The organism is Aquabacterium sp. T101 (genome assembly GCF_057219775.1).
In genome coordinates, this window is the sequence record NZ_JBXVVZ010000001.1 from 580673 (window position 1) to 605949 (window position 25277).

Genomic DNA, 25277 nt, shown 5'->3' on the forward strand with positions numbered 1-25277 from the left:
GTCAGCGCGCCTCGACGACGGCCATCGTGGCGCTGGCAGTCGCCACCAGGGTGCGCGCGTCGCCGTCCAGCGCGAACACCTGCGCCTCGGTGAAGCTGAGCTGCCGCCCGGGCTTGACCACGGTGGCGACGCATTCCAGGCGCCGGCCCCGGCCCGCCCGCAGCAGGCTCACCTTGAACTCGGCCGTCAGCACCCAGTGCCCCGCCGGCGCCAGCGTCTGCGCCGCCGCGCCCATGGTGTGGTCGGCCAGCGCGCCCATCACGCCGGCGTGCACCACGCCCGTGTGCTGCAGGTGCCGCGGCGCCAGCTCGATGCGGGTGGCCACGCGGCCCTCGCCGGCGTCGAACGGCTCCACGCCGAGGTCCACCATGAACGGGGCACTGGCGAAGAAGCGCGTCAGGTCGTCGAGGGTCATCGGCATGTCGAATCGTGCTGCCCGCGGCGGGCCCGGACCGACCGGGCCACCGCCCCGTCAGCGTGCCACATAGATGAAGTTGAACTCCAGGCGCAGTTTCCACGCCGGGTCGAAGTCGGCGGGCCGGGTCATGCGCTGCCGGCCTCGGTCGACCACCGACCGGATGTCGTTGGCGAACGCCGAACGCACCGCGCGCGTGGCGCCGTCGCGGACCACGTCGCCCGACGCCAGGCCGCCAGGCTGGGCCTGGCGCAGGTCCTCGTCGACCACCTCGACCCGGTCATCGGCGGGCCGGTACTCCACGACCACGCGGCCGTGCAGGCCATGGTCGGCGGCCCGGCTCGAGAACTCCAGGTCGCCCATCACCGTGCCCACCACACCGACCACGTAGCTACAGCGCTCCAGCAGGCCGGCGGGCCATTCGCGCAGCGCCGCAACGAAGCGGTCCGGGTCGTCCTTGACCGCTTCGGCCGACCGGCAGTCGGGCGGCAGGCTCATGCGGCCCAGGGCCCACCACACGGCCGCGGCCCGGTCCGGCCCGGCGGCGTCCGAGGCATAGCCGGAGGCGATGCGCGCCGCCGCCCGCGGGTGGCCGGCGGCCAGCGCCCGCTCGTACTGCTCCAGCGCCCGCGGCCAGCTGCGCTTCAGGCACACGCCTTCCTCGAACATCGCGCCGGCCAGCAGCAGGGTGTGCGGATAGCCCGCCCGGACGCCCTCGGACAGCACGCGGGCCGCCTCGGCGCAGTCCTTGCGGTCGATCTGGGTCCAGACCGCGCGGACGGTGGCCTCGTCCCGTTTGTCGGGCGACCAGGGTGCCGGCCGGGACTGCGCCGCCGCACCCGTGGCCATGACGGCGGCGACGGCCAGCACCGCCACGCGGTGCCGGCGCGCAGGCACCGAGGGCGGGACTGCCGGGCCCGGGGACGGCATCAGAGCACCTCGAACACGCCGGCCGCGCCCATGCCGCCACCGATGCACATCGTGACGCACACGCGCTTGGCGCCACGGCGCCGGCCCTCGATGAGCGCATGGCCGGTCAGGCGCTGGCCGCTCATGCCGTAGGGGTGGCCGATGGCGATGGCGCCGCCGTTGACGTTGAGCCGCTCGTAGGGAATGCCGATGCGGTCGGCGCTGTAGAGCACCTGCACCGCGAAGGCCTCGTTGAGCTCCCACAGGTCGATGTCGTCCGGCGCAAGACCCAGGCGCGACAGCACCTTGGGCACGGCGAACACCGGGCCGATGCCCATCTCGTCGGGCTCGCAACCGGCCACCGCGAAGCCGAGGAAGCGGCCCAGCGGCTTGAGACCCTGCCGCTCGGCGTAGGCCTCGCTCACCACCACGCAGGCGCCCGCGCCGTCGCTGAACTGGCTGGCATTGCCGGCGGTCACCACGCCGCCGGGCACCGCGGTGCGGATGTCCTTGATCGACTCGTAGGTGGTGCCCGGGCGCAGGCCCTCGTCGGCCGACACCGTGACCTGCTTGCTGCGCAGGCCCAGCACCGCGTCGGCCACGCCGGCGGTGACGGTGATCGGCGCGATCTCGGCGTCGAACAGCCGCTGCTCCTGCGCCTTGCACGCCTTCTGCTGGCTCTCGGCGCCGAAGCGGTCCATGCGCTCCTTGCTGACGCCGTAGCGCTTGGCCACCTGCTCGGCCGTCTGCATCATGTTCCAGTAGATCTCCGGCTTCTTCGCGTCCAGCGCCGGGTCCTTGAACATGTGCAGGTTCATCTCGTTCTGCACGCAGGAGATGCTCTCCACGCCACCCGCCACGTAGACGTCGCCCTCCCCCGCGGCGATGCGCTGCGCCGCCAGCGCGATGGTCTGCAGCCCGCTGGAGCAGAAGCGGTTGACGGTCATGCCCGGCACGCCCACGGGCAGGCCGGCCATCAGCGCGCACTGGCGCGCGATGTTCCAGCCGGTGGCGCCCTCGGGGTTGGCGCAGCCCATCAGCACGTCCTCGACGGCGCCGGGGTCGATGCCGGCGCGGTCGACGGCGGCGCGCACCACGTGCCCGCCGAGCGTGGCGCCATGGGTCATGTTGAAGGCGCCCTTCCAGCTCTTGGCCAGCGGCGTGCGTGCGGTGGAGACGATGACGGCGTTGCTCATGGTGCGGTGTCCTTCAGGTGAACGACTGGCCCTCGGCGGCCAGGCGGGCCAGCAGCGGGGCGGGTTGCCAGAACGCGGCGTCGTCGTGCGGGTTGGCGGCGAACTGCTTCATCGCCTGCACGACGTTGAACAGGCCCTGCTCGTCGGCGTAGCGCATCGGGCCGCCGCGGTGCAGCGGGAAGCCGTAGCCGGTGAGGTAGACCATGTCGATGTCGCTGGCCTTTGCGGCGATGCCTTCTTCCAGCAGCTTCGCGCCCTCGTTGACCAGCGAATAGACCAGGCGGTGCACGATCTCGTCGTCGGCGATCTTGCGCGGCGCGATGCCGAGGTCGGCGCGGTGCTTCGCGATCATGTCCTCCACCAGCTTCGACGGGATCGCGTCGCGCTTGCCGGGCTGGTAGTCGTACCAGCCGGCTCCCGTCTTCTGGCCGAAGCGGCCCATCTCGCACAGCAGGTCGGCGGTGCGGCTGTAGCGCATGTGGGGCTTCTCGACGTAGCGCCGCTTGCGGATCGCCCAGCCGATGTCGTTGCCGGCCAGGTCGCCCATGCGGAACGGGCCCATCGCGAAGCCGAACTTCTCGATCGCGCGGTCCACCTGCGCCGGCGTGCAGCCCTCCTCGAGCAGGAAGGTCGCCTGGCGCGAGTACTGCTCGATCATGCGGTTGCCGATGAAGCCGTCGCACACGCCCGAGACCACCGCCGTCTTGCGGATCTTGCGCGCCAGCGCCATCACGGTGGCCAGCACGTCGCGCGCGGTGTGCTCGCCTCGCACCACCTCCAGCAGCTTCATCACGTTGGCCGGGCTGAAGAAGTGCAGGCCCACAACGTCCTGCGGCCGCTTCGTGAAGGACGCGATCCGGTTCAGGTCGAGCGTGCTGGTGTTGCTGGCCAGGATGGCGCCGGGCTTCATCACCTCGTCGAGGGTGCGGAACACGGTCTCCTTGACGCCCATGTCCTCGAACACGGCCTCGATCACCAGGTCGGCGTCGCGGATGTCGTCGTAGGCGAGCGTGGGCGTCAGCAGCGCCATACGCTGCGCGTACTTGTCTTCCTTGAGCTTGCCCTTGCGGACCTGGGCCTCGTAGTTCTTGCGGATCGTGGCCAGGCCCCGGTCCAGCGCGTCCTGCTTCGTCTCGAGGATCGTCACCGGGATCCCGGCGTTGAGGAAGTTCATGCTGATGCCGCCGCCCATCGTGCCGGCGCCGATGACGGCGACCCTGGCCACGGCCCGCTGCGGCGTGCCCTCGGGCACGTCGGCGATCTTGCTGGCGGCGCGCTCGGCGAAGAATGCATGGCGCAGCGCGCGGCACTCGGGCGTCATCATCAGCGCGAGGAAGGCGTCGCGCTCGTAGCGCATGCCGTCGTCGAAGCGTAGCTTCATCGACTGCTCGACGCAGTCGACGCAGCGCGCCGGCGCCGGGAAGTTCTTCGCCATCGCGCGCACCGTGTTGCGCGCGAACTGGAAGTAGGCGTCGGGGTTGGGGTGGGTCACCTTCAGGTCGCGCACCCGCGGCAGCGGCCGCACCGCGGCCACCTCGGCGGCGAAGGCGAGCGCGCCGGCCAGCAGGTCGCCGTCGACGATGCGGTCGAACAGCTTCTGCCCCGGCACCGTGGCCAGCACCTCGCTGGGCACCGGCTCGCCGCTGACGATCATGTTGAGCGCGGTCTCCACGCCGAGCGCGCGCGGCAGGCGCTGCGTGCCGCCGGCGCCCGGCACGAGGCCGATCTTCACCTCGGGCAGCGCCACCGGCACCTTGGGCGCAGCCACGCGGTAATGGCAGCCGAGCGACAGTTCCAGGCCGCCGCCCATGCAGGTGCCGTTGATGGCGGCGACCACCGGCTTGGGCGAGGCCTCCACCAGCTTGATCAGCGACAGCAGGTTCGGCTCCGCGATGGCCTTGGGCGAACCGAACTCCTTGATGTCGGCGCCGCCGGAGAACGCCTTGCCGGCGCCGGTGACGACGATCGCCTGCACCGCCGCGTCGGCCAACGCACGCTCGATGGCGGCGGCGAACTGGCGGCGGGTTTCCAGGCCCAGCCCGTTGACGGGCGGGTTGTCGAGGGTGACGACGGCGACGGCGCCGTGCACCGCATAGCTCGCGCTCATGGCGGGTTCCTTCGATGAAAAACGAACGACCGTTCGATTCTACGGGCGGCACGCGCGGCGCCCGTGTCGCTGCGGTGACAGGGTACCCCGCGGCGTCGGGCCTGCGCTGGGTCAAGCCGCCAGCCGGGGGGCGGCACTAGCCTGCGCATCGCCCGACACTGTCCGCGACGCCGATGACCCTGCCCCGCCACGACCCGACCGCCGCTCCGCCCGTGGCGGCGGAACACGGTACCGACGTGCTGATCGTGGGGGCCGGTCCGGCAGGCCTGGCGCTGGCCGTGGCCCTGGCCCGGACGGGCCTGCGCTGCACGGTGCTCGAGCAGGCGCCGCTGTCGACGCTGGCCGACCCGCCCGAGGACGGACGCGACATCGCCCTCACCCACCGCGGCCGCGCCGTGCTGCAGGCGCTGGGCGCGTGGGACCGCATCGATCCGGCCGAGTTGGCCCCGCTGTGCCGCGCCGAGGTGCGCGACGGCCTGTCGCCGGTGGTGCTGCCGTTCGACGGTCAGGCGCAGGGCCATGAGGCCCTGGGCTGGCTCGTGCCCAATCACCGCATCCGGGCCGCGGTGCATGCCGCTGCGGCGCAGCAGGCCGGCGTCACGCTGCGCGGCGACGCCCGCGTCGTGGCCTTCCACGCCGGCGAGCAGACCGCCGCCGTCACGCTGCAGGACGGGCAGCGCCTCTCGGCTGCTCTCGTGGTGGCGGCCGACAGCCGCTACTCCGGCCTGCGCCGGCTGGCCGGCATCGGCGCCAACTGGCTCGACTTCGGGCGCACCGCGCTGGTGTGCCGCGTGGCGCACGAGGCGCCGCATGACAACGTGGCGCACGAGCGCTTCCTGTACGGCCACACGCTGGCGATGCTGCCAATGGCCGGCCGGCAGTGCTCTGCCGTGCTCACGCTGCGCAGCGACGAGGTCGGCGACTGGATGGCGCTGTCCGACGAGGCCTTCGCAGCCCGCCTGCAGGCCGCGTTCGGCGACGCGCTGGGCCGGCTGCACTCGCCGGGCACGCGTCACGCCTATCCGCTGGTGGCCACCTATGCGCACCGCTTCGCGGCGCGGCGCGTCGCGCTGGTCGGCGACGCGGCCGTCGGCATGCACCCGGTGACGGCGCACGGCTACAACTTCGGCCTGTACGGCGTGCAGGTGCTGGCGCGCGAGCTGGCCGCGGCGCGGCAGCGTGGCGAGGACGCCGGCTCGCCGCGCGCGCTGGGCGCCTACGAAAGCGAGCACCGGCGCGTCACGCTGCCGATCTACCTGGGCACCAATGCGGTGGTGCAGCTGTTCACCGACGACCGCCGTCCGGCGCGCTGGCTGCGCAGCGCCGTGCTGCAGGCCGCCCGGCACCTGCCGCCGCTGCAGGCCCTGGTGACGCGCCAGCTCACCGGCGGCGCGAGCGCGCCGCGCTAGACCTCGAGCCACTCGCGCCGCACGGTGGCGTCCGCGCGCAGCTCCGCCGGCGTGCCGGAAAAGACGATCTGGCCGTGGCCCATCACGAGGCAGCGGTCGGCCACCTCGAGCGCGATGGTCAGCTTCTGCTCCACCAGCAGCACCGCGATGCCGCGGCGCTTGAGTTCGCGCAGGTACTCGGCCACCAGCTCGACGATCTTCGGCGCCAGGCCCTCGGTGGGCTCGTCGATCATGATCAGGTCGGGGTCGCCCATCAGGGTGCGGCACAGCGTGAGCATCTGCTGCTCGCCGCCGGACAGCACGCCGGCTTCGGTGTGCTGCCGCTCCAGCAGGCGCGGGAACAGCCGGTACATGTCGTCGAAGCTCCAGCGCGGCTGGCGCGCGCCGCGCTTCTGGCCCAGCATCAGGTTCTGGTGCACGGTCAGGCGCGGAAAGATGTCGCGGTTCTCCGGCACGTAGCCGATGCCGGCGTGGGCGATCTCGAACGCCTTGCTGCCGAGGATCTCGCGCTCGCCCCAGCGGATGCTGCCGGTGGCGTCCACCAGGCCCATGATGGTCTTGACCGTGGTGGACCGGCCCGAGCCGTTGCGCCCGAGCAGTGCCACGATCTCGCCCGCGCCGACCTCGAAGTTGACGCCATGCAGCACATGGCTCTTGCCGTAGTAGGCGTGGACCTTGGACAGGCGCAGCATCGTGTGGACCTCAGTGCCCCGCGGCGGCGGCCTGCTGGTCCGCCAGCACCGACCCGAGGTAGGCCTCCTGCACGCGGGCGTTGGCACGCACGGCCTCCGGCGTGTCGAAGGCGATCACCTCGCCATACACCAGCACCGCGATCTTGTCGGCCAGGCCGAACACGACGCCCATGTCGTGTTCCACCGTCAGCAGGGTGCGACCCTGGGTCACGCTGCGGATCAGCTCGACGAAGCGCTTGGTCTCGCTCTTGCTCATGCCGGCGGTGGGCTCGTCCAGCAGCACCACGCCGGCGCCGCCGGCGATGGTGATGCCGATCTCCAGCGCGCGCTGCTCCGCGTAGGTGAGGTTCATCGCCAGCACGTCGCGCCGCCGGTCGAGCCGGATCATCTCCAGCACCTCCTCGGCGCGGTCGTTGGCGTCGCGCAGGTCGGCCAGGAAGCGCCAGAACGCATAGCGGTAGCCCAGGCTCCACAGCACCGCGCAGCGGATGTTCTCGAACACCGACAGGCGCGTGAACAGGTTGCTGACCTGGAAGCTGCGCGCCAGCCCCAGGCGGTTGACCTGATAGGGCGTCATGCCGTTGACGCGCTGCCCGTTGACCCGGATGTCGCCGCTGGTGGGCGCCAGCCGCCCCGAGATCAGGTTGAACAGCGTGCTCTTGCCCGCGCCATTGGGCCCGATGATCGCCACCCGCTCCCCGGGCGCCACCGACAGGCTCGCGCCCCGGATGATCTCCGTCTTGCCGAAGCTCTTGCGAACGTCGACCAGTTCGACTGCCGCAGTCACCACCACCTCCGACTTCCCACCGCGGCGAAGCCCGCGCCACCCAGCAGGCGCCGCGCGTCCGGCTCCGCCGGCGCGCTGGCGCCGCCCCCCTGGGGGGGAGCCGCGAAGCGGCAACGGGGGGGGTTCATATGACATTCTCCCGCCGCTTGATCTCCTTCTCGATCTCCTCCTGGATGCGGCTCCAGTCGGCGACGAAGCGGCGACGCGTCAGTTCGAACAGGGCCACGCCGCACACCAGCACCAGGCCGGCACCGAACCAGCTGTCGACACTCAGGGCGTTCAGGCGGGCGCCCATGAAGGTCAGCTCCGGCCCGAGCGCAGTGTTGAGCTGCAGGTGATAGAGCATCTCGATCATCGCGCCCGCGCCCGCCAGCATCACGAAGGCCGTGCCGCCGAGCGCGAGATAGGCGGTCCACAGCTCGCGCAGCTTTCCGAACGCGGCCACGCGCAGGTTCATCATGATCAGGCTGGCCACGCCGCCGGGCGCATACATCACCATGAACAGGAACACGAGGCCGAGGTAGAGCACCCAGGCCTTGGTCAGCTCGGACAGGATCTGCGCCAGCACCATCAGCACCGCGCCGATGATCGGCCCGAAGAAGAAAACCGCGCCGCCGAGGAACACGAACAGCAGAAAGGCCCCGGACCGCGCCGCGCCCACCACCTCGGCGGTCACGATCTCGAGGTTGAGCGCGCCCAGTCCGCCCGAGATGCCGGCGAAGAAGCCCGACACCATGAAGGCCAGGTAGCGCACCTGCTGCGTGCTGTAGCCGATGAACTCCACCCGCTCCGGGTTGTCGCGCACGGCATTGAGCATGCGCCCGAGCGGCGTGCGCGTGAACGCGAACATCGCGGCCGTGGACACGAAGCAGTAGGCCGCGATCAGGTAGTACATCTGCACCTGCGGCCCGAAGCTGATGCCCCACACCGGCTGGCCGACGACCCGGTTGCCGCTGACACCGCCTTCGCCGCCGAAGAACTCCGGCACCATCAGCGACATCGACCACACCAGCTCGCCGATGCCCAGCGTGATCATCGCGAAGGTGGTGCCGGCCTTGCGCGTGGTGACATAGCCCAGCAGCGCCGAGAAGCCCAGGCCGGCGAGGCCGCCCACCAGGGGCAGCAGGCTCACCGGGATGGCCAGCTTGCCGGCGCTGACCGCATTGAGCGTGTGCATCACCAGGAAGGCGCCCAGGCCGCTGTAGACGGCATGGCCGAAGCTGAGCATGCCGCCCTGCCCGAGCAGGATGTTGTAGGCCAGGCAGGCGATGACGGCGATGCCCATCTGCGACAGCATCGTGTGGCCGAGCCGGCTCGACCACAGCATCGGCGCCACCACCAGCAGCACCGCGAACAGGCCCCACAACAGCCAGCGCCCGACGTTGAGCGGCTTGAAGTGGTAGTGCGGCCGGCCTTCGTGAATTCGGGTCATGGCAACGACTCGACCAGACCAGCCAACGCCGCAGATCCGGCTTTGCCGGTCTGCTGGCGTCGCTCCCCTGGGGGGGAGCGCCGAAGGCGCAACGGGGGGGGTCTCACATCAGTCCTCGCGGGTGCCCAGGAGGCCGCGGGGGCGGAAGATCAGGATCAGCACCAGCAGCAGGTACGGCAGGATCGGTGCCGCCTGCGCCAGCGTGATCTTGGCCAGCGAGTAGTACCAGTCGCCCGGCGCGATGGTCCAGCCGGCCGACGCTGCGACGTGCACCAGGGACTTGTCCACCGTGAGCGGCAGCGTCTGCAGGAGCCCGATGACGATCGAGCCGACGAAGGCCCCGGCCAGCGAGCCCAGACCGCCGACGACGACGACCACGAAGATGATCGAGCCGACGATGGTGGCCATCGACGGCTCGGTGACGAAGGTGACGCCGCCGACCACGCCGGCCAGCCCGGCCAGCGCGCAGCCGCTGCCGAACACCAGCATGAACACGCGCGGCACGTTGTGGCCGAGCGACTCGACCATCTCGGGATGCGTCAGCGCGGCCTGGATCACCAGCCCGATGCGGGTGCGGGTGAGCAGCAGCCACAGCGCCAGCAGCATGGCCACGGCCACCACCATCATGAAGAAGCGCGTGGCCGGGAAGGTGGAGCAGCTGACCGCGGCCCCGGCCACGGCCGACACGCAGCGCGCCGGGTCGGCCGCGCCCCAGTCGAAGGCCCACTGGTCGCCGGCATGCACCAGGGTGAAGGCCGGCCCCTGCAGCAGCGGCGGCGGCGAGAACGGCACCGACGACAGGCCCCAGATCAGCTTGACGAGCTCGAGGATGACGTAGGACACGCCGAAGGTGACCAGCAGCTCGGGCACATGACCGAACTTGTGCACCTTGCGCAGCGCGGTGCGCTCGAACAGCGCGCCGAGCACGCCCACGGCCAGCGGCGCCAGCACCAGCGCCGGCCAGAACCCCACCACCCCCGACAGCGTGTAGCCGAAGTAGGCCCCGACCATGTAGAAGCTGGCGTGGGCGAAGTTCAGCACGCCCATCATGCTGAAGATCAGCGTCAGCCCCGAGCTGAGCATAAACAGCAGCAGCCCGGCGCTCACGCCGTTCAGCACATTGATCAGGAACTGGTCCACAACGAGAACTGCGCGCGAACCGATGGACTACCCGCAGGCGCGGCGCGTCCGGCTCCGCCGGCGCGCACGCGCCGCCCCCCCGGGGGGGAGCGGCGAAGCCGCAACGGGGGGGGTCGTCGTCACCCCGGCCGCTTCATCTGGCACGACGTCGGCGTGCTGGACACGTACGGCTCGTAGGTCTTGATGACGCGGAAGTTATAGCCGGTGTTCTCGACGCTGTAGTCCAGCGGCGGCTTGTCGGCCTTGGTCCACTGCTGGATGTAGAGCGTCTGCTGCAGCTGGTGGTCGGCCTTGCGCATCGTCACTTCGCCGTTGAGGCTCTTGACGGACAGGCCGCCCATCGCGGCGGCGACCTTGGCCGGGTCGGTGCTCTTGGCCTTGGCCATCGCATTGGAAAGCAGCGCGTAGGCGTGGTAGACCTGGGCCGTGTAGAAGTCGTCGTTGAAGCGCTTCTTGTAGTCGTCCATGATCTTGCGCGCTTCGGCCGACACGCCGTACGGGAACACGCTGACCTGGTAGACGCGACCGGCGGCATTGGCGCCCATCGCCGTGGGCGTGCCCGACACGCCGGCGTAGTAGGTGTAGAACTTGGCGTTGAGGCCGGCGTCGTTGGCGGCCTTGATCAGCAGCGTCAGGTCCGACGACCAGTTGCCGGTGATGATGGTGTCGGCGCCGGACGCCTTGATCTTGGCGATGTAGGGCGCGAAGTCGCGCGTCTGCGCCAGCGGCGTGAGGTCCTCGCCGACGATCTGCACGTCCGGCCGCTTGCGCGCGAGGTTCTCCTTGGCGTACCTCGCGACCTGGTGGCCGTGGGCGTAGTTCTGGTTGATCAGGTAGACCTTCTTGACGTCGGCCTGGTCCTTCATGAAGGTGGTCAGCGCCTCCATCTTCATGGACGTGTCGGCGTCCATCCGGAAGTGCCAGTAGCTGCACTTGCTGTTGGTCAGATCGGGGTCGACCGCCGCGTAGTTGATGAACACCACCTCCTTGCCGGGGTTGCGCTCGTTGTACTTGTTCAGGAAGTCGATGATCGCGGTGGCCGGGCCGGTGCCGGTGCCCTGGAACACGTAGCGGATGCCCTGGTCGATGGCCGCCTGCAGCGCGTTGACGGTCTCCTGCGGCGACAGCTTGTTGTCGAACGAGACGATCTCGAACTTGACGCCGGCCGGGTTGCTCTTGCTGAACTGCTCGGCCAGGAACTGGAAGCTCTTGAGCTGGTTCTGGCCCGTGGCCGCGGTCAGGCCGGTGAGCGCGTCGATCCACGCCACCTTGACCGTCTGACCGGCCTGGGCAAGGGCCCCGCCACTGGCCATTGCCGCGGCGGCGGCGACACAGACGGCGAGCGATCTCGGCTTGAACGGGGTGAACATGGTGCGGGTCTCCTGTTTTGGACTGCGGTTCAGTCGGGACGTTAACGGATGCCCGCCGGCACGGCGCTGAGGGACTACCCCGAAGCGGGACCTCCGGCAGGCGACCTGTCGCGTCGGCGACAGCCGCCCCGCCGATCAGGCCCCGGGCAGCCGGTGCCCCTTGAACTGCTCGCGCAGCTTGTTCTTCTGCATCTTGCCGGTGGCGCCGAGCGGGATCGCGTCGACGAAGACCACGTCGTCGGGCACCTGCCAGCGCGCCACCTTGCCCTCATAGAAGGCAAGGATTTCGTCGCGGCTGGCCGACACCCCGGGCTTGGGCACCACCACCAGCAGCGGCCGCTCGTCCCACTTCGGATGCGGCAAGGCGATGCAGGCCGCCATCGCCACGCCGGGGTGGGCCATCGCGATGTTCTCGATGTCGATCGAGCTGATCCACTCGCCGCCGGACTTGATGACGTCCTTGCTGCGGTCGGTGATCTGCATGAAGCCGTCGCGGTCGATCGAGGCCACGTCGCCGGTGGGGAACCAGCCGTCCACCAGCGGATCGGGCAGACCGTCCTCCTTGCCCCGGAAGTAGCCCGAGGTGATCCACGGGCCGCGCACCAGCAGGTCGCCGGTGGCCACGCCGTCCCAGGGCAGCTCGCGGCCCTCGGGATCGACGATCTTCATCTCGACCCCGAACAGGGTCCGCCCCTGCTTGCCCATCATCGCGAGCTGATCTTCCAGCGGCTGCTCCAGGTGGTGCAGCTTCAGGGTGCAGGCCGTGCCCAGGGGCGACATCTCGGTCATGCCCCAGCCGTGCACCACGACGACGCCGTAGTCGGCGTAGAAGCTGCGGATCATCGACGGCGGGCAGGCCGACCCGCCGATGACGGTGCGCTTGAGGGTGGAGAACTTCAGGCCGCCGGCGCGCATGTGGTTGAGCAGCATCAGCCACACCGTCGGCACGCCGGCGGCGTAGGTGACGCGCTCGGACTCGATCAGCTCGTAGACCGACTTGCCGTCCAGCGCCGCGCCCGGGAACACCAGCTTGGCGCCGGTCATCGCCGCGCCATAGGGGATGCCCCAGGCATTGACGTGGAACATGGGCACCACCGGCAGCACCGAGTCGCGGGCCGACAGCCCCATCACGTCCGGCAGGGCGCCGCCGTAGGCGTGCAGCAGGGTCGAGCGGTGGCTGTAGAGCACGCCCTTGGGGTTGCCGGTGGTGCCGCTCGTGTAGCACAGGGCCGCGGCACTGCGCTCGTCGAACTGGGGCCAGTCGTAGGTGTCGGGCTCGCCGTCGATCCAGGCCTCGTAGCTGCGCAGGCCCGGGATGCCGGTGTCGGCTGGCAGGGCGTCGGCGTCGCACAGCGCGATCCAGTGGCGCACGCTGGTGCATTGCCGCCAGATCGCCTTGACCACCGGCAGGAAGGTCATGTCGAAGCACAGCACCTGGTCCTCGGCATGGTTGGCGATCCAGGCGACCTGGTCCGGCGCCAGGCGCGGATTGATGGTGTGGACCACGCGGCCGCTGCCCGACACGCCGAAGTACAGCTCGAAGTGGCGGTAGCCGTTCCAGGCCAGCGTGCCCACGCGGTCGGAGAACGCCAGGCCGAGCCGGTCCAGCGCATGGGCCACGCGGCGCGCGCGGGCCGCCGCCTGGGCATAGGTGTAGCGGTGCAGGTCGCCCTCGACGCGCCGCGACACGATGGCCGTGTCCGCATGGTGACGCGCCGCGAACTCGATCAGGCTCGAGATCATCAGGGGCTGGTCTTGCATCAGGCCGAGCATCGGTTCTTCCTCCCGTGGGTGCGGGGCAGTATCGAAACCGCCCCGGCTCCTGTCAAAGCGTGATTCCCCCATCCGCCCGGGGGCGCGCGGCCCCGGGGGACAATGCCGCTGCCGTGAACGCCCCCGACCCCCTTCCCCCGCCCGCCCGCGCCGAGGCGCCACCGCTGCCCTGGCAGGCCGAAGGCTTCCTGCAGTCGCTCGGCCCGGCCTTCGGCACCGCGCTGCCGGCGCAACCACTGCCCGCACCGCGCTGGGTGGCGCGCAGCGAGGCGCTGGCCGCCGACCTGGGGCTGTCGGACTGGCTGGACGGCGACGAGGCCCTGGCGGCCCTGTCGGGCAATGCCGCGCCGAACGGCACCCGGCCGTTCGCGTCGGTCTACTCGGGCCACCAGTTCGGCGTCTGGGCCGGCCAGCTCGGCGACGGCCGCGCGCTGCTGCTGGGCGAGCTGGCCACGCCCGCCGGCCCGATGGAGCTGCAGCTCAAGGGCAGCGGCCTGACGCCCTATTCGCGCATGGGCGACGGGCGTGCCGTGCTGAGATCGTCGATCCGCGAGTTCCTGTGCTCGGAGGCGATGCATGCATTGGGCATCCCGACCACGCGCGCGCTGGCGGTCACCGCGTCGCCCCACCCGGTGCGGCGCGAGACGATGGAGACCGCAGCGGTGGTCACGCGCGTGGCGCCGTCGTTCCTGCGCTTCGGCCACTTCGAGCACTTCGCCCACACCGCCGGGGACCCGGCCGCACTGCGGCGCCTGTTCGACGCCACGCTGGAGCGCTACTTCCCCGGCCTGGCGCGCACGCCGGCAGCGCTGCTCGACGAGGTGAGCCGCCGCACCGCGCGCCTGGTGGCGCAGTGGCAGCTGGTGGGCTTCTGCCACGGGGTGATGAACACCGACAACATGTCGGTGCTGGGCCTGACCATCGACTACGGGCCGTTCGGTTTCCTCGACGCGTTCGACCCGCAGCACGTCTGCAACCACAGCGACCACCAGGGCCGCTACGCCTTCGGGCGCCAGCCCGGCATCGCCTTCTGGAACCTGCATGCGCTGGCGCAGGCCCTGCTGCTGCTGGCCGACGGGCCGCCCGAGGCAGCGTCCGAGTCCCTGCGCGCGGCGCTGGAACCGTTCAAGGCCGAGTTCGCCCGTGCCATGGTGGAAGGCCTGCGCGCCAAGCTCGGCCTGCAGGACGCGCAGGACGACGACCCGGCGCTGGCCGACGACCTGCTGCGCCTGATGGCCGAGGACCGTGCCGACCACACCATCACCTGGCGGCGCCTGGCGCTGCCGGAGCAGGCGCGCGACGAGTTCCTGCAGCGCGAGCGCTTCGACGCCTGGCTGGCGCGCTACCGCGCCCGTCTGGCACAGGAGTCGAGCGAAGACGTCTCGCGGGCGCAGCGCATGAACCGGGTCAACCCCAAGTACGTGCTGCGCAACCATCTGGCCCAGCAGGCGATCGACCGCGCCGTGGCCGGCGACGACAGCGAGGTGCGGCGCCTGCTGGCCGTGCTGCAGCGCCCGTTCGACGAGCAGCCGGAGCATGCGGCCGACGCCGGCCATCCGCCCGCCTGGGCATCGCAACTCGAAGTGTCCTGTTCCTCATGAGCTCTCCCCCGCACGACCACGACGACCCGCGCTACCCGGTGCGACTGACCGACGAGCAGTGGCGCGCCCGGCTGTCGCCGATGCAGTACGAGGTGACGCGCCATGCCGCCACCGAGCGGCCCTTCACCGGCGCCTACTGGGACCACTGGGACGACGGCCAGTACCACTGCGCCGGCTGCGGCGAGCGGCTGTTCGACGCCCGCACCAAGTTCGACGCCGGCTGCGGCTGGCCGAGCTACTACGAGCCGGTCAATGCCGAGGTGGTCGAGCGCGTGCGCGACGACAGCCACGGCATGGTGCGCGTGGAAGTGCGCTGCAAGCGCTGCGGCTCGCACCTGGGCCATGTGTTCCCGGACGGGCCCGAGCCCACCGGCGAGCGCTTCTGCATCAATTCCGCCGCGGTGGCGTTCGAGAAGCGCTGACGATGAAGCTGCTGCTCGACTTCCTGCCGATCCTGCTGTTCTTCATCGCCTTCAAGGCGGCGGACGCCAACAAGGAGGCCGCCGCCGCGCTGGCCAGCGCGCATCTCGGGTTCATGGTGTCCGGCGGCGTGGTCGGGCCGGCCGAGGCGCCGGTGCTGCTGGCCACCGTGGTGGTCGTGGTGGCGACGCTGGCGCAGGTGGGCCTGCTGGCGGCGATGGGGCGCCGCATCGACATGATGCTGTGGGTCAGCCTGGGCCTGGTCGTCGTGATGGGCGGCCTGACGATCTGGCTGCACAGCGAGACCTTCATCAAGTGGAAGCCGACGCTGCTGTACTGGGTGATGGGCAGTGCCTTCGCCCTGGCCCCGCTGCTGACCGGTCGCAACCTGCTGCGCCTGCTGCTGGGCGAACAGCTGCAACTGCCCGATCCGGTGTGGAAGCGGCTGAACCTGGCCTGGGTGGCGTTCTTCGCCTTCATGGGCGCGCTCAACCTGTGGGTGGCCTACACCTTCGCCACCGACACCTGGGTCAACTTCAAGCTGTTCGGCGGCATCGGCCTGATGCTCGTCTTCACCATCGCCCAGGGCTTGTATCTCAGCCGCTACCTGCCCGACGAGAAGGAAGCCGCGGCCGGCACCGAGGACCGCACCCCATGAGCGCCGGCGGCGTGACGGCCGAACGCCTGCATGCCGCGCTGGAGCGTGGCCTGCAGCCGCGCTGGCTGGAGGTGCGCGACGACAGCCACCTGCATGCCGGGCATGCCGGCGCCCGCGAGGGGCGCCACTTCAGCGTGCGGATCGTCAGCCCTGCATTCGACGGTTTGTCACGGGTGGCGAGGCATCGCCTCGTTTATGATGCCGCGCGCTCGCTGATCCAAGAGGGCATCCATGCGCTGGCCATCGAGGCCCGCACGCCCGCCGAAGCGAGCCGCTGACGCCCCGCCGCCATCGGCGGGCCAGCCCGGCCCCCCCGAGTCCCGAAAGGCCCACGCCATGTTCCAGAAGTCCGTCGCCGCGTTCGCCGTGGCCCTCCTCCTTGCCGGCGCCGCCCAGGCGCAGAACGTCGCGATCGTCAACGGCAAGGCCGTGCCCAAGTCGCGCGTGGACACCATCGTCGAGCGCTTCAAGGCCCAGGCCGCGCAGCAGGGCCGGCCGGTGCCGCCCGAGCTGGAAGAGCGGGCCCGCGAGCAGGTGGTCATCAGCGAGATCTTCGCCCAGGAGGCCGAGCGCCGCGGCATGCAGGGCTCGGCCGAGTACCGCGCCCAGCTCGAGGTGGCGCGCCAGCAGATCCTGATCCAGGCGCTGTTCAACGACTTCCGCAAGAAGAACCCGGTCACCGACGCCGAGGCCAAGGCCGAGTACGACAAGTTCAAGGCGCAGGCCTCCGGCACCGAGTACCGGGCGCGCCACATCCTGGTGGACAAGGAAGACGAGGCGCGCGCGCTGCTGGCCCAGCTCAAGGCCGGCGCCAAGTTCGAGGACCTCGCCAAGAAGCACAGCAAGGACACCGGCTCGGCCAAGAACGGCGGCGACCTCGACTTCGCCAAGCCCGACAGCTACGTGCCCGAGTTCGGCCAGGCCATGGCCGCGCTGAAGAAGGGCGAGACCACCACCGACCCGGTGAAGACGCAGTTCGGCTTCCACATCATCAAGCTCGACGACACCCGCGAGGCGGAGTTCCCCGCGTTCGACGAGGTCAAGCCGCAGGTGGTGCAGCGCCTGGAGCAGCAGAAGCTGCAGAACTACCAGGAAACGCTGCGCAAGCAGGCGAAGACCGACTTTAAATTTAGTCAGTAGGTCCCCCCCGTTGCGCCGTCGGCGCTCCCCCCCAGGGGGGCGGCGCCGACGGGCCGGCGGAGCCGGCCCGTGGCCCCTGCTGGAGGGGGCGCTTGGGCCTTCGGCCTCGCGCCGCTGGCACGCCGTCATTGGCGCGCTTGGCTCGCCCTTGGCAGTCGTCCCTTCCCTTCAACCGTCCTTGTCGGCGGGCATCAGGGTGGGGGTGGGTCCGGCGGGGGCCGCTGCCGTCTTGCGGCGGTCGCGCACGAGGTAGCTGTAGAGCACCGGCACCACCACCAGGGTCAGGATGGTGGAGGTGATCACGCCACCGATGATGGCGCGGCCCATCGGCGCCTGAATCTCGCCGCCGTCGTTGAAGGCCAGCGCCATCGGCAGCATGCCGAACACCATGGCCGCGGTGGTCATGACGATCGGGCGCATGCGGATCAGGCCGGCCTGCAGCAGGGCGTCGGGCACCGAGGCACCGGCCTTGCGCGCCTGGTTGGCGAAGTCCACCAGCAGGATCGCGTTCTTGGTCACCAGGCCCATCAGCATCACCAGGCCGATCATCGAGAACACGTTCAGCGTGGACCGCCACAGCAGCAGCGCCAGCATCACGCCGATCAGCGCCAGCGGCAGCGACGCCATGATCGCGATCGGCTGGATGAAGCTGCCGAACTGGCTGGCCAGCACGATGTAGATGAAGATCACCGCCAGCGCCATCGCCGCCAGCAGGCCCGAGAAGGCCTCCTGCTGCTGCTGCAGCTGCCCGCCGACGTCGAAGCTGTAGCCCGGCGGCAGCGTGGTCTGCTCGATCAGCTTGCGCACGTCCTCGCCGACCTCGCCCACCGAGCGGTCCTTCACGCCGGCGAACACCGCCTCGCGGCGCTGCAGGTTCTGGCGCCGGATCACCTCCGGGTTGAACACCGGTTCGATCTGCGCCACGCTGTCCAGCGACACCGGCGTGCCGTTGGCGGCAAAGGCCACCGGCAGCGACCGCAGCTGCTCCAGCCGTTCGCGCTGCGCCTGGTTCAGCCGCAGCGTCACCTCGATCTGGTCGCCGTTGGGCGTGGTCCAGTAGGTGGCGGTGTCGCCGTTGACGTAGGCGCGCAGCGACGCGGCCACCTGCGGCGCGGTCAGGCCCAGCTCGCGGATCGCGTCGGGCTTCAGGCGCACGGCGTAGGCCGGCAACCCGGGCTTGACCGACACCTCGACGTCGACCACGCCCTTGATCTTGCGCACCTTGTCGGCGAACTCGTTGGTCACCCGCGCCAGCCCCTCGGGGTCGCTACCAAGGATGGCCACGTAGACCGGCCGGTCGAAGCCGACCGCCGCGTCGGTGCCGGGGATGCGGGCGATCGCCTCGCGCATGGCGTCCTCCACCTCGCGCTGCGTGCGTCGGCGCTCCTTGCGGTCCGTCAGCGCGATGTTCAGCCATGCCCGGTTGCGCTGGCCCGGGCCGCCGACCCAGGTGGCCACGCTCTTGACCTCGGGCAGCGCCAGCACGATCTCCTCGATCTGACGCACCTTGGCGTCGGTGCGCTCGAGGCTGGAGCCCACGGGCAGCTGCAGCGACAGCTGCGTGAAGCCCTGGTCGGTCTGCGGCACGAACTCGCTGCCCACCAGCGGCGCCAGCGCGAGGGCGCCGACGAAGCTGGCCGCGCCGGCGGCCATCACCAGGCCGCGCGGCGTGATCGTGGCCCAGCGCAGCCGGCGCCGGCTGGCCTTGTCTCGCGAGCCGTCGGCGTGGAAACCGTGCCCCCAGGCCGGCAGCGGCGGCGCCAGCATGCGGTAGCGCCGCCCCGAGAAGGCCCAGCGGATGGTGCGCTCGTACACCCGGTGCAGCACATCCATGCCGGCGTCGGTGGCGCGGATCGCATGCCCGACCACCGGCACGCGCCGCAGGCGCTCGGCCGGCGGGTCGTGCCACACCGACGACAGCATCGGGTCGAGCGTGAAGCTGACGAAAAGGCTCACCAGCACCGCCACCACCACCGTGATGCCGAACGGGTAGAAGAACTTGCCGATGATGCCGCCCATGAAGGCCACCGGCACGAACACCGCGCACAGCGCGAAGGTGGTGGCCATCACCGCCAGGCCGATCTCGTCGGTGCCCTCCCGGGCGGCCGTGTGGTGGTCCTTGCCCATGTGGATGTGGCGCACGATGTTCTCGCGCACCACGATGGCGTCGTCGATCAGCAGGCCGATGCACAGCGACAGCGCCATCATCGTCATGAAGTTCAGCGTGAAGCCGAACATGTACACCGCGATGAAGCTGGAGATCACCGCGATCGGCAACGTCAGGCCGGTGATGATGGTGCTGCGCCAGGAGTGCAGGAACAGGAACACGATCACCACGGTGAGCAGCGCGCCTTCGATCAGCGTATGGCGCAGGCCGTCGAGCGAGCCCTTGACCCAGTCGCTCGACGCGTAGATGAGCGTCAGCTCGACGTCGGGCGGCAGCGTCTTGCGGATCTCGTCGAGCGCCTTCTTCACCGCGTCGCCGGTGGCCACGATGTTGGCGTCCTGCTGCTTGAAGACGTTGAAGTTGATCGCCGGCTGGCCGTTGATGCGGGCCGTGGAATCCGCCTCGCGCTCGCGCTCGACCAGGGTGCCCAGGTCACCCAGCGTCAGCGACAGGCCGTTGCGCCGCGCCACCACCACGCGCTCGAAGTCCTTCGGTTCGCGCACCTTGCCTTCGACACGCAGCAGCGTGTCGGTGAGGCTGTCCTTGAGCACGCCCACCGGCTGGTCGGCGTTGGCCTCGCGCAGCGCGGTGGAGATCTCCGCCGGCGTGACGCCGTAGGCGCGCAGGCGCACCGGGTCGAGGTCGATGCGGACCTCGCGCGTGACCAGGCCGCTGATGTCCACCCGCGCCACGCCCTCGACACGCTGCAGCCGCTTGCCCACGGTGTGCTCGCCCAGCACCGACAGCTCGCGCGGGCTGCGCGTCTTGGACAGCAGCGCCACGTTGACCACCGGCTGGCTGTTGTCGTTGTTCCAGCGCGCCAGCGTGGGCGCCTTCACCTCGCGAGGGAACGACGACTGCACGGCCGCGATGCGGTCGCGCACCTCGGTCATCGCGCGGTCCATGTTCGTGTCCAGGCCGAACTCGATGGACATCGAGCCCTGCCCCTCGGCGGCACGCGACGTGATGCGCTTGACGCCGGCCACGCTGTTGACCGATTCCTCGATCGGCTTGATGAGTTCGCGCTCCACCGCCTCGGGCGAGGCGCCGGGATACTGCACCTCCATCCAGGCGCCCGGAAAGCTGATGTCGGGCATCTGCTCGACACCCAGCCGCGAATACGAGAAGACCCCGAGCACGCACAGGGCCAGCATCACCATCGCGGCGAAGACGGGGTTGTTGATCGAGACGCGGGTGATCCACATGATGCGTCCCCGACTAGCGCGCCACCGGCGTGGACGCCGCGGCCGACGCCACCGGCGCCGACTTCGCCGCCACCACCTGGGCCTTGGCCCCTTCGCGCAGGTTCTCGAAGCGCGCGGCGAGCACCTGGCTGGCTGGCGACACGCCCGCCAGCAGCTCCACGCGCCCTTCGCGGCCGTCCTTGCGGCCCACGGTGACCGCCCGGCGCGCCAGCACGCCGTTCTCGATCAGCCAGACATGGTCCTGGCCCGCCGTGTTGCCCACGGCCGACTGCGGCACGGTCAGGCGCGGCTGCGCGTCGGCCAGCTCGACGCGGGCCAGCGCGTACTGGCCGGCGCGCAGGGTCTCCTTCGGGTTGGGCAGCTCGATCGTCACGCCGATCGAGCGCGTGCCGGGCTCGGCGGCCGGGGCGATGCGGGCGATCTTGCCCGACACCTCCTGGTCCACCCCCTCGACCCGCACCTTGGCCGGCACGCCGGGCGCCAGCTGCGACACCTCGTGCGTGCCGACGGCGCCGGCCAGCTCGAGCCGGGCCAGGTCGACGATGGTCACGATGGTCTGCTCGGCCGACACCTTCTCGCCGGCCACTGCATGGCGCTTGGCCACGATGCCGGAGATGGGCGCCACGATGCGGGTGTCGCGCGAGGCCACGCGCACCGTGTCGAGCTGCGCCAGGGCAGCGCGTTCCTGGGCCCGCGCCGCGTCCAGGGCCGCACGCGACTGCTCCAGCGCCGTGGGCGAGATGAACTGCTGATCGGCCAGGCGCTGGTTGTTGCTGTGGGTGCGCTCGGCCTGGGCCAGCGCGGCGCGTGCGGATTCCACCAGGGCCTGGCGCTCCGCCAGCCGGGCGCCGATCTCGGCGGCGTCGATGCTGGCCAGCACCTGCCCGGCCCGGACCCGGCTGCCCTCCGCGACCGACAGGGTCAGCAACGTGCCGCCCGCCTTGGCGCGCACCACCGCGGTCTGCGGCGCCACCAGCGGCCCGGAGAACTCGATCTGGCTGGACATCGTGGCCAGGGCAGGCTGCACCACCTCCCGGGCAGTGAACTCCAGCGTCGGCTTCTCCTCGGGCTTGTTGCCCTGCTTGTCGCCGGACGCGCCGACCTTTCCCGTCACGGCCAGCGCGGCGGCCACGCCGACCACGCCCAGGACGGCCACCGACCCGATCCACCATGCCTTGCGCATCCAATCCTCCCGTTGTGCCTGCTCTCGTGAAGCGGGCGCAGTGTAGGCAGCCGAGATGACGGCCGGCGCCGATGATGCGACAGAACGCGCCTTGTCGGCGACGAACTGCAGTCCGGGCCGGACAGGCCCGGGAACCCGGCGCCCCGGCAGCGGGGTTCAGTTCAGGGTGTTGCGGTAATGATGGGAGCGGGTGTCGTACAGGCCGCGGCGCAGTTCCACCGGGCGGTCGCCATAGGTGAACGACACGCGCGACACCGACAGCAGCGGCGCGGCCGGCTGCACCCCCAGCAGGGTGGCCGTCTCGGCGTCGGCCGCCACGGCCCGGATCTGCTCCTCGGCACGGATCATCCGCACGCCGAACTCGGCCTCGAACAGGCCGTACAGCGGGCCCTGGTACTCGGACAGGCGCTGCTCGGTCAGCCCCTTGAACAGCGACAGCGGCAGCCACAGGTCGTCCAGCACCACCGGCGCGCCGCGGAAGAACAGCAGGCGGCGCACCTGCAGCACCGCCTGGCTGGACGGGATGTCCAGCGCCTGCGCCACGTCGGCCGTCGGCCGCGTGCGGCGGCAGTCCAGGAAGCGCCGCGACAGGCGCTCGGCGCTGCCGTCGTCGGGTGCCAGGCGCAGGAAGCGGAACTGGGTCCGCTCCTCGGAGTGCGTCGCGACGAAGGTGCCCTTGCCCTGGCGCCGCACCAGCAGGTGGGCCGCGGCCAGCGCGTCGATGGCCTTGCGAACCGTGCCCTGGCTCACCTTGAAGCGGGCGGCCAGATCCATCTCGCTCGGAATGGCCTCGCCCGGCTTCCACTCGCCGGCATCGAGCCCGCGCGTGATCAGGTCCGCGATCTGTCGGTACAGGGGCTGAAAAAGCGGCGTGTCAGGAACGGCGGACATGATGCGCGATTGCAGCACAGTCCCCTGTCTTATAGAAGACCTGATTTCGGGGCCTGCGCCGCACTACACTTCGGGTTGTCCCGCAGCTTTCCCCCCTCCCTGGAGCTCCCACGATGAACAAGAAGCCCGTCCGCGTCGCCGTCACCGGCGCCGCCGGCCAGATCGGTTACGCACTGCTGTTCCGCATCGCCTCCGGCGAGATGCTCGGCAGGGACCAGCCGGTCATCCTGCAACTGCTCGAGATCCCCGACGAGAAGGCCCAGAACGCGCTCAAGGGCGTGATGATGGAACTGGAGGACTGCGCCTTCCCGCTGCTGGCCGGCATGCAGGCGCACAGCGACCCGAAGTCGGCCTTCAAGGACACCGACTACGCGCTGCTGGTGGGCGCGCGCCCGCGCGGCCCGGGCATGGAACGCAAGGACCTGCTCAGCGCCAACGCGCAGATCTTCACCGCGCAGGGCAAGGCGCTCGACGCGTCGGCCAGCCGCGACGTGCGCGTGCTGGTGGTGGGCAACCCGGCCAACACCAATGCCTACATCGCGATGAAGTCGGCGCCCAGCCTGCCGCGCGGCAACTTCACCGCCATGCTGCGCCTGGACCACAACCGCGCCCTGAGCCAGATCGCCGCCAAGACCGGCAAGGCCGTGGCCGACATCGAGAAGCTGGCGGTGTGGGGCAACCACTCGCCCACGATGTATGCCGACTACCGCTTCGCCACCATCGGCGGCCAGTCGGTCAAGGACATGATCAACGACGAGGCCTGGAACCGCGACACCTTCCTGCCCACGGTGGGCAAGCGCGGCGCGGCGATCATCGCCGCGCGCGGCCTGTCGTCGGCCGCCTCGGCCGCCAACGCCGCCATCGACCACATGCGCGACTGGGCGCTCGGCACCAACGGCCGCTGGGTCACGATGGGCATCCCGTCCGACGGCCAGTACGGCATCCCCAAGGACGTGATGTTCGGCTACCCGGTCACCTGCGCCGGCGGCAAGTACCAGGTGGTCGACGGCCTGCCGATCGACGCCTTCAGCCAGCAGTGCATCGACAAGACCCTGGCCGAGCTGCTCGAGGAGCAGGACGGCGTCAAGCACCTGCTCTGACCCGCGCCGCGGGCGCGCCGGCCCGCCGGCCGCGCCCGCAGGCGTTACGCTCGGCCCCATGACCGCGAGCCCGGCCCTGCATCCCCGCGACGCCCTCTTCGACGCCGACGAGCCGGCGCCGCCGGACCTGCCGGTCTGCGACCACTATGCCGGTGTCGAGGCGCGCATGCGCAAGAGCCTCGACCTGCAGGCCGAGCTCGGCCCGGTGTTCGACGTCACCCTCGACGCCGAGGACGGAGCCCCGGTCGGCGGCGAGGTCGACCATGCGCAGCTCATCGCCGGGCTGATCGGCAGCAGCGCCAACCGCTTCGGTCGCGTCGGCGCGCGCATGCTGCCGGTGGACCATCCCCGCTTCGAGGCCGTGCTCGAGGCCCTGCTGGCCGCCCCGCGCGCGCCGGCCTACCTGATGCTGCCCAAGCCGCGCGGCGTGGCCGACGTCGTGCGGGCCGCTGCCGCGATGGATGCCGGCGGCGGCGGCGCGGTGCCGCTGCATGCCCTGGTGGAAACGCACGGCGCGCTGGCCGAGGTGGCGGCCATCGCCGGTCACCCGCGCATCGAGTCGGTCTCCTTCGGCCTGATGGACTTCGTGTCGGCGCATCGCGGCGCGATTCCGGCGTCGGCGATGGGCGTCAAGGGTCAGTTCGAGCATCCGCTGGTGGTGCGTGCCAAGCTGGAGATCGCCGCGGCCTGCCACCGCCATGCCAAGGTGCCGTCGCACTGCGTGGTGACCGAGTTCAAGCATGCCAGCGCCCTGATGGACGCCGCCACCCGGGCCAGCCGGCAGTTCGGCTACACGCGCATGTGGAGCATCCACCCGGACCAGATCCGCACCATCGTCGAGGCCTTCACGCCCAGCGTGGCCGAGGTCGACCTGGCGGTCGAGATCATCCTGGCGGCCCAGGCGGCGCAGTGGGCGCCGATCCGCCACCACGACACGCTGCACGACCGCGCGTCCTACCGCTACTACTGGCAGATCATCGACCGGGCCCACCGCACGTCCTACGCCGGCGGCCCCCAGTTGCCGGCAGAGGTGCGCGCCGCGTTCTTCCCGGCAGCGACCTGAGCACTTCGGCACGACCGCTACGTCTTGCAACCGTGCGCCGGCAGCGCACGCCCACAATGCGGTGGTCATGTCCTGGAGAGCTTCGATGCGCCTGACCGCCCCTGCCCGAGTGATCGCCCCCGCCGCCGCCTGCATGGCGCTGTGGCTGGCCCTGCCGGCAGCCGCACAGACCGCCCCGGCGCCCAAGGCCCGGCCGGCCCCGGCGGCCAAGAAGCCCGCGGCGCCGGTGGAAGCGCCCCTGCCGGCGGCCAGCAACGAGCAGCTCGAGGCCGCCAACGTCGCCCACCTCGGCGACTACGCCTGCGAGTTCGACCAGAAGGTGAGCCTGGCGCCGCACTCGAAGGTGCCGGGCTACATCGAGATGAAGAACAAGACGCAGGCCTGGGTGATGAAGCCCGTGATGTCGTCCACCGGCGCGCTGCGCCTGGAAGACGTGAAGGGCCGCATGCTGATGATCCAGATCGCCAACAAGTCGATGGTGATGGACACCCGGATCGGCCAGCGCCTGGTGGACGGGTGCGTGCACGAGAACCAGCGCGCGTTCATGGCCACGCAGGGCAATCTGCTCGCGCCCGAGCCGGCCAAGCCCTAGCCGCCTCCCCGGGGGCCCGGGCACCCT

At 70.8% G+C, this 25277-nt stretch carries 22 protein-coding genes; 9 read left to right on the forward strand and 13 right to left on the reverse strand.

All coding sequences use genetic code 11. The features are described 5' to 3' along the window. Position 1 precedes the first annotated feature (1 nt). From AC2EAQ_RS02715 to AC2EAQ_RS02730, 4 genes are read right to left on the reverse strand one after another with little or no spacing between them, the layout of a single operon-like run. A complete protein-coding gene (locus tag AC2EAQ_RS02715) occupies positions 2–421 on the reverse strand; it encodes a PaaI family thioesterase (RefSeq protein ID WP_484640182.1) in 420 nt (139 codons plus the stop codon). Positions 422–472: 51 nt separating this feature from the next. Continuing rightward, complete coding sequence (locus AC2EAQ_RS02720) at positions 473–1345, reverse strand: SEL1-like repeat protein (protein ID WP_484640183.1); 873 nt, start codon at positions 1343–1345, stop codon at positions 473–475. Beyond that, a complete protein-coding gene (locus AC2EAQ_RS02725) occupies positions 1345–2520 on the reverse strand; it encodes an acetyl-CoA C-acyltransferase (RefSeq protein ID WP_484640184.1) in 1176 nt (391 codons plus the stop codon). The genes AC2EAQ_RS02720 and AC2EAQ_RS02725 overlap by 1 nt, the downstream gene beginning before the upstream one ends. Before the next feature lie 13 nt (positions 2521–2533). Then, positions 2534–4627 (reverse strand): 3-hydroxyacyl-CoA dehydrogenase NAD-binding domain-containing protein, encoded by a 2094-nt coding sequence (locus tag AC2EAQ_RS02730; RefSeq protein ID WP_484640185.1) that lies wholly within the window; start codon positions 4625–4627, stop codon positions 2534–2536. Between the two features lie 173 nt (positions 4628–4800). Here AC2EAQ_RS02730 and ubiM point away from each other — a divergent pair, with 173 nt between their 5' ends. After that, positions 4801–6036, forward strand: coding sequence for a 5-demethoxyubiquinol-8 5-hydroxylase UbiM (gene ubiM, locus AC2EAQ_RS02735; protein WP_484640186.1), 1236 nt, complete (start codon positions 4801–4803; stop codon positions 6034–6036). Here ubiM and AC2EAQ_RS02740 read toward each other — a convergent pair. From AC2EAQ_RS02740 to AC2EAQ_RS02765, 6 genes are all read right to left on the reverse strand, one after another. Then, the gene (locus tag AC2EAQ_RS02740) at positions 6033–6728 is read right to left on the reverse strand and encodes an ABC transporter ATP-binding protein (RefSeq protein WP_484640187.1); all 696 of its coding nucleotides are present in this window, start codon (positions 6726–6728) and stop codon (positions 6033–6035) included. The two genes, ubiM and AC2EAQ_RS02740, sit on opposite strands and share 4 nt — an antisense overlap. Before the next feature lie 10 nt (positions 6729–6738). Continuing rightward, positions 6739–7515 carry an ABC transporter ATP-binding protein gene (locus AC2EAQ_RS02745; protein WP_484640188.1) on the reverse strand — a complete coding sequence of 259 codons (777 nt, stop codon included), beginning with the start codon at positions 7513–7515 and terminating at the stop codon, positions 6739–6741. Positions 7516–7639: 124 nt separating this feature from the next. Further along, positions 7640–8947: a branched-chain amino acid ABC transporter permease gene (locus AC2EAQ_RS02750; RefSeq protein ID WP_484640189.1), complete on the reverse strand. Its 1308-nt coding sequence runs from the start codon at positions 8945–8947 to the stop codon at positions 7640–7642. Between the two features lie 108 nt (positions 8948–9055). Further along, a complete protein-coding gene (locus AC2EAQ_RS02755) occupies positions 9056–10030 on the reverse strand; it encodes a branched-chain amino acid ABC transporter permease (protein ID WP_484641139.1) in 975 nt (324 codons plus the stop codon). Positions 10031–10206: 176 nt separating this feature from the next. Beyond that, a complete protein-coding gene (locus tag AC2EAQ_RS02760) occupies positions 10207–11400 on the reverse strand; it encodes a branched-chain amino acid ABC transporter substrate-binding protein (RefSeq protein ID WP_484641140.1) in 1194 nt (397 codons plus the stop codon). Between the two features lie 192 nt (positions 11401–11592). Beyond that, positions 11593–13230, reverse strand: a complete 1638-nt coding sequence (locus AC2EAQ_RS02765; protein WP_484640191.1) for a 3-(methylthio)propionyl-CoA ligase — start codon at positions 13228–13230, stop codon at positions 11593–11595. A gap of 113 nt (positions 13231–13343) precedes the next feature. Here AC2EAQ_RS02765 and AC2EAQ_RS02770 point away from each other — a divergent pair, with 113 nt between their 5' ends. From AC2EAQ_RS02770 to AC2EAQ_RS02790, 5 genes are read left to right on the forward strand one after another with little or no spacing between them, the layout of a single operon-like run. Beyond that, complete coding sequence (locus tag AC2EAQ_RS02770; protein ID WP_484640192.1) at positions 13344–14831, forward strand: protein adenylyltransferase SelO; 1488 nt, start codon at positions 13344–13346, stop codon at positions 14829–14831. Further along, the gene (msrB, locus tag AC2EAQ_RS02775) at positions 14828–15253 is read left to right on the forward strand and encodes a peptide-methionine (R)-S-oxide reductase MsrB (protein WP_484640193.1); all 426 of its coding nucleotides are present in this window, start codon (positions 14828–14830) and stop codon (positions 15251–15253) included. Before AC2EAQ_RS02770 ends, msrB begins: the two co-directional genes overlap by 4 nt. Positions 15254–15255: 2 nt before the next feature. Then, positions 15256–15909: a septation protein A gene (locus tag AC2EAQ_RS02780; RefSeq protein WP_484640194.1), complete on the forward strand. Its 654-nt coding sequence runs from the start codon at positions 15256–15258 to the stop codon at positions 15907–15909. After that, complete coding sequence (locus AC2EAQ_RS02785; protein ID WP_484640195.1) at positions 15906–16187, forward strand: BolA family protein; 282 nt, start codon at positions 15906–15908, stop codon at positions 16185–16187. Before AC2EAQ_RS02780 ends, AC2EAQ_RS02785 begins: the two co-directional genes overlap by 4 nt. Positions 16188–16245: 58 nt before the next feature. Further along, a complete protein-coding gene (locus AC2EAQ_RS02790) occupies positions 16246–17049 on the forward strand; it encodes a peptidylprolyl isomerase (protein ID WP_484640196.1) in 804 nt (267 codons plus the stop codon). 168 nt (positions 17050–17217) lie between these two features. On the opposite strand, the gene AC2EAQ_RS02795 is transcribed toward AC2EAQ_RS02790, so the two are convergent. From AC2EAQ_RS02795 to AC2EAQ_RS02805, 3 genes are all read right to left on the reverse strand, one after another. Next, positions 17218–20421, reverse strand: coding sequence for an efflux RND transporter permease subunit (locus tag AC2EAQ_RS02795; protein ID WP_484640197.1), 3204 nt, complete (start codon positions 20419–20421; stop codon positions 17218–17220). Positions 20422–20434: 13 nt separating this feature from the next. Beyond that, complete coding sequence (locus AC2EAQ_RS02800; RefSeq protein ID WP_484640198.1) at positions 20435–21604, reverse strand: efflux RND transporter periplasmic adaptor subunit; 1170 nt, start codon at positions 21602–21604, stop codon at positions 20435–20437. A 156-nt stretch (positions 21605–21760) separates the two neighbouring features. Next, positions 21761–22495 carry a GntR family transcriptional regulator gene (locus tag AC2EAQ_RS02805; protein WP_484640199.1) on the reverse strand — a complete coding sequence of 245 codons (735 nt, stop codon included), beginning with the start codon at positions 22493–22495 and terminating at the stop codon, positions 21761–21763. 113 nt (positions 22496–22608) lie between these two features. Between AC2EAQ_RS02805 and AC2EAQ_RS02810 the strand changes: the two genes are divergently transcribed. From AC2EAQ_RS02810 to AC2EAQ_RS02820, 3 genes are all read left to right on the forward strand, one after another. Next, on the forward strand, positions 22609–23595 hold the full coding sequence (locus AC2EAQ_RS02810; RefSeq protein ID WP_484640200.1) for a malate dehydrogenase: 987 nt from the start codon (positions 22609–22611) through the stop codon (positions 23593–23595). A gap of 58 nt (positions 23596–23653) precedes the next feature. Beyond that, positions 23654–24658, forward strand: a complete 1005-nt coding sequence (locus tag AC2EAQ_RS02815; protein WP_484640201.1) for an HpcH/HpaI aldolase/citrate lyase family protein — start codon at positions 23654–23656, stop codon at positions 24656–24658. A gap of 67 nt (positions 24659–24725) precedes the next feature. Beyond that, entirely contained in the window at positions 24726–25250 is a 525-nt protein-coding gene (locus AC2EAQ_RS02820; protein WP_484640202.1) for a hypothetical protein, read from the forward strand. Positions 25251–25277: the final 27 nt, after the last annotated feature.

Coding starts and splice junctions, on each gene's coding strand:
- AC2EAQ_RS02720 (WP_484640183.1), bottom strand. CDS start 1,345: ATGCCGTCCCCGGGCCCGGCAGTCCCGCCCTCGGTGCCTGCGCGCCGG.
- AC2EAQ_RS02805 (WP_484640199.1), bottom strand. CDS start 22,495: ATGTCCGCCGTTCCTGACACGCCGCTTTTTCAGCCCCTGTACCGACAG.
- AC2EAQ_RS02765 (WP_484640191.1), bottom strand. CDS start 13,230: ATGCTCGGCCTGATGCAAGACCAGCCCCTGATGATCTCGAGCCTGATC.
- AC2EAQ_RS02730 (WP_484640185.1), bottom strand. CDS start 4,627: ATGAGCGCGAGCTATGCGGTGCACGGCGCCGTCGCCGTCGTCACCCTC.
- AC2EAQ_RS02800 (WP_484640198.1), bottom strand. CDS start 21,604: ATGCGCAAGGCATGGTGGATCGGGTCGGTGGCCGTCCTGGGCGTGGTC.
- AC2EAQ_RS02715 (WP_484640182.1), bottom strand. CDS start 421: ATGCCGATGACCCTCGACGACCTGACGCGCTTCTTCGCCAGTGCCCCG.
- AC2EAQ_RS02780 (WP_484640194.1), top strand. CDS start 15,256: ATGAAGCTGCTGCTCGACTTCCTGCCGATCCTGCTGTTCTTCATCGCC.
- AC2EAQ_RS02785 (WP_484640195.1), top strand. CDS start 15,906: ATGAGCGCCGGCGGCGTGACGGCCGAACGCCTGCATGCCGCGCTGGAG.
- AC2EAQ_RS02810 (WP_484640200.1), top strand. CDS start 22,609: ATGAACAAGAAGCCCGTCCGCGTCGCCGTCACCGGCGCCGCCGGCCAG.
- AC2EAQ_RS02725 (WP_484640184.1), bottom strand. CDS start 2,520: ATGAGCAACGCCGTCATCGTCTCCACCGCACGCACGCCGCTGGCCAAG.
- AC2EAQ_RS02820 (WP_484640202.1), top strand. CDS start 24,726: ATGTCCTGGAGAGCTTCGATGCGCCTGACCGCCCCTGCCCGAGTGATC.
- ubiM (WP_484640186.1), top strand. CDS start 4,801: ATGACCCTGCCCCGCCACGACCCGACCGCCGCTCCGCCCGTGGCGGCG.
- AC2EAQ_RS02755 (WP_484641139.1), bottom strand. CDS start 10,030: ATGCTCAGCTCGGGGCTGACGCTGATCTTCAGCATGATGGGCGTGCTG.
- AC2EAQ_RS02815 (WP_484640201.1), top strand. CDS start 23,654: ATGACCGCGAGCCCGGCCCTGCATCCCCGCGACGCCCTCTTCGACGCC.
- AC2EAQ_RS02760 (WP_484641140.1), bottom strand. CDS start 11,400: ATGGCCAGTGGCGGGGCCCTTGCCCAGGCCGGTCAGACGGTCAAGGTG.
- AC2EAQ_RS02750 (WP_484640189.1), bottom strand. CDS start 8,947: ATGACCCGAATTCACGAAGGCCGGCCGCACTACCACTTCAAGCCGCTC.
- AC2EAQ_RS02795 (WP_484640197.1), bottom strand. CDS start 20,421: ATGTGGATCACCCGCGTCTCGATCAACAACCCCGTCTTCGCCGCGATG.
- msrB (WP_484640193.1), top strand. CDS start 14,828: ATGAGCTCTCCCCCGCACGACCACGACGACCCGCGCTACCCGGTGCGA.
- AC2EAQ_RS02740 (WP_484640187.1), bottom strand. CDS start 6,728: ATGCTGCGCCTGTCCAAGGTCCACGCCTACTACGGCAAGAGCCATGTG.
- AC2EAQ_RS02790 (WP_484640196.1), top strand. CDS start 16,246: ATGTTCCAGAAGTCCGTCGCCGCGTTCGCCGTGGCCCTCCTCCTTGCC.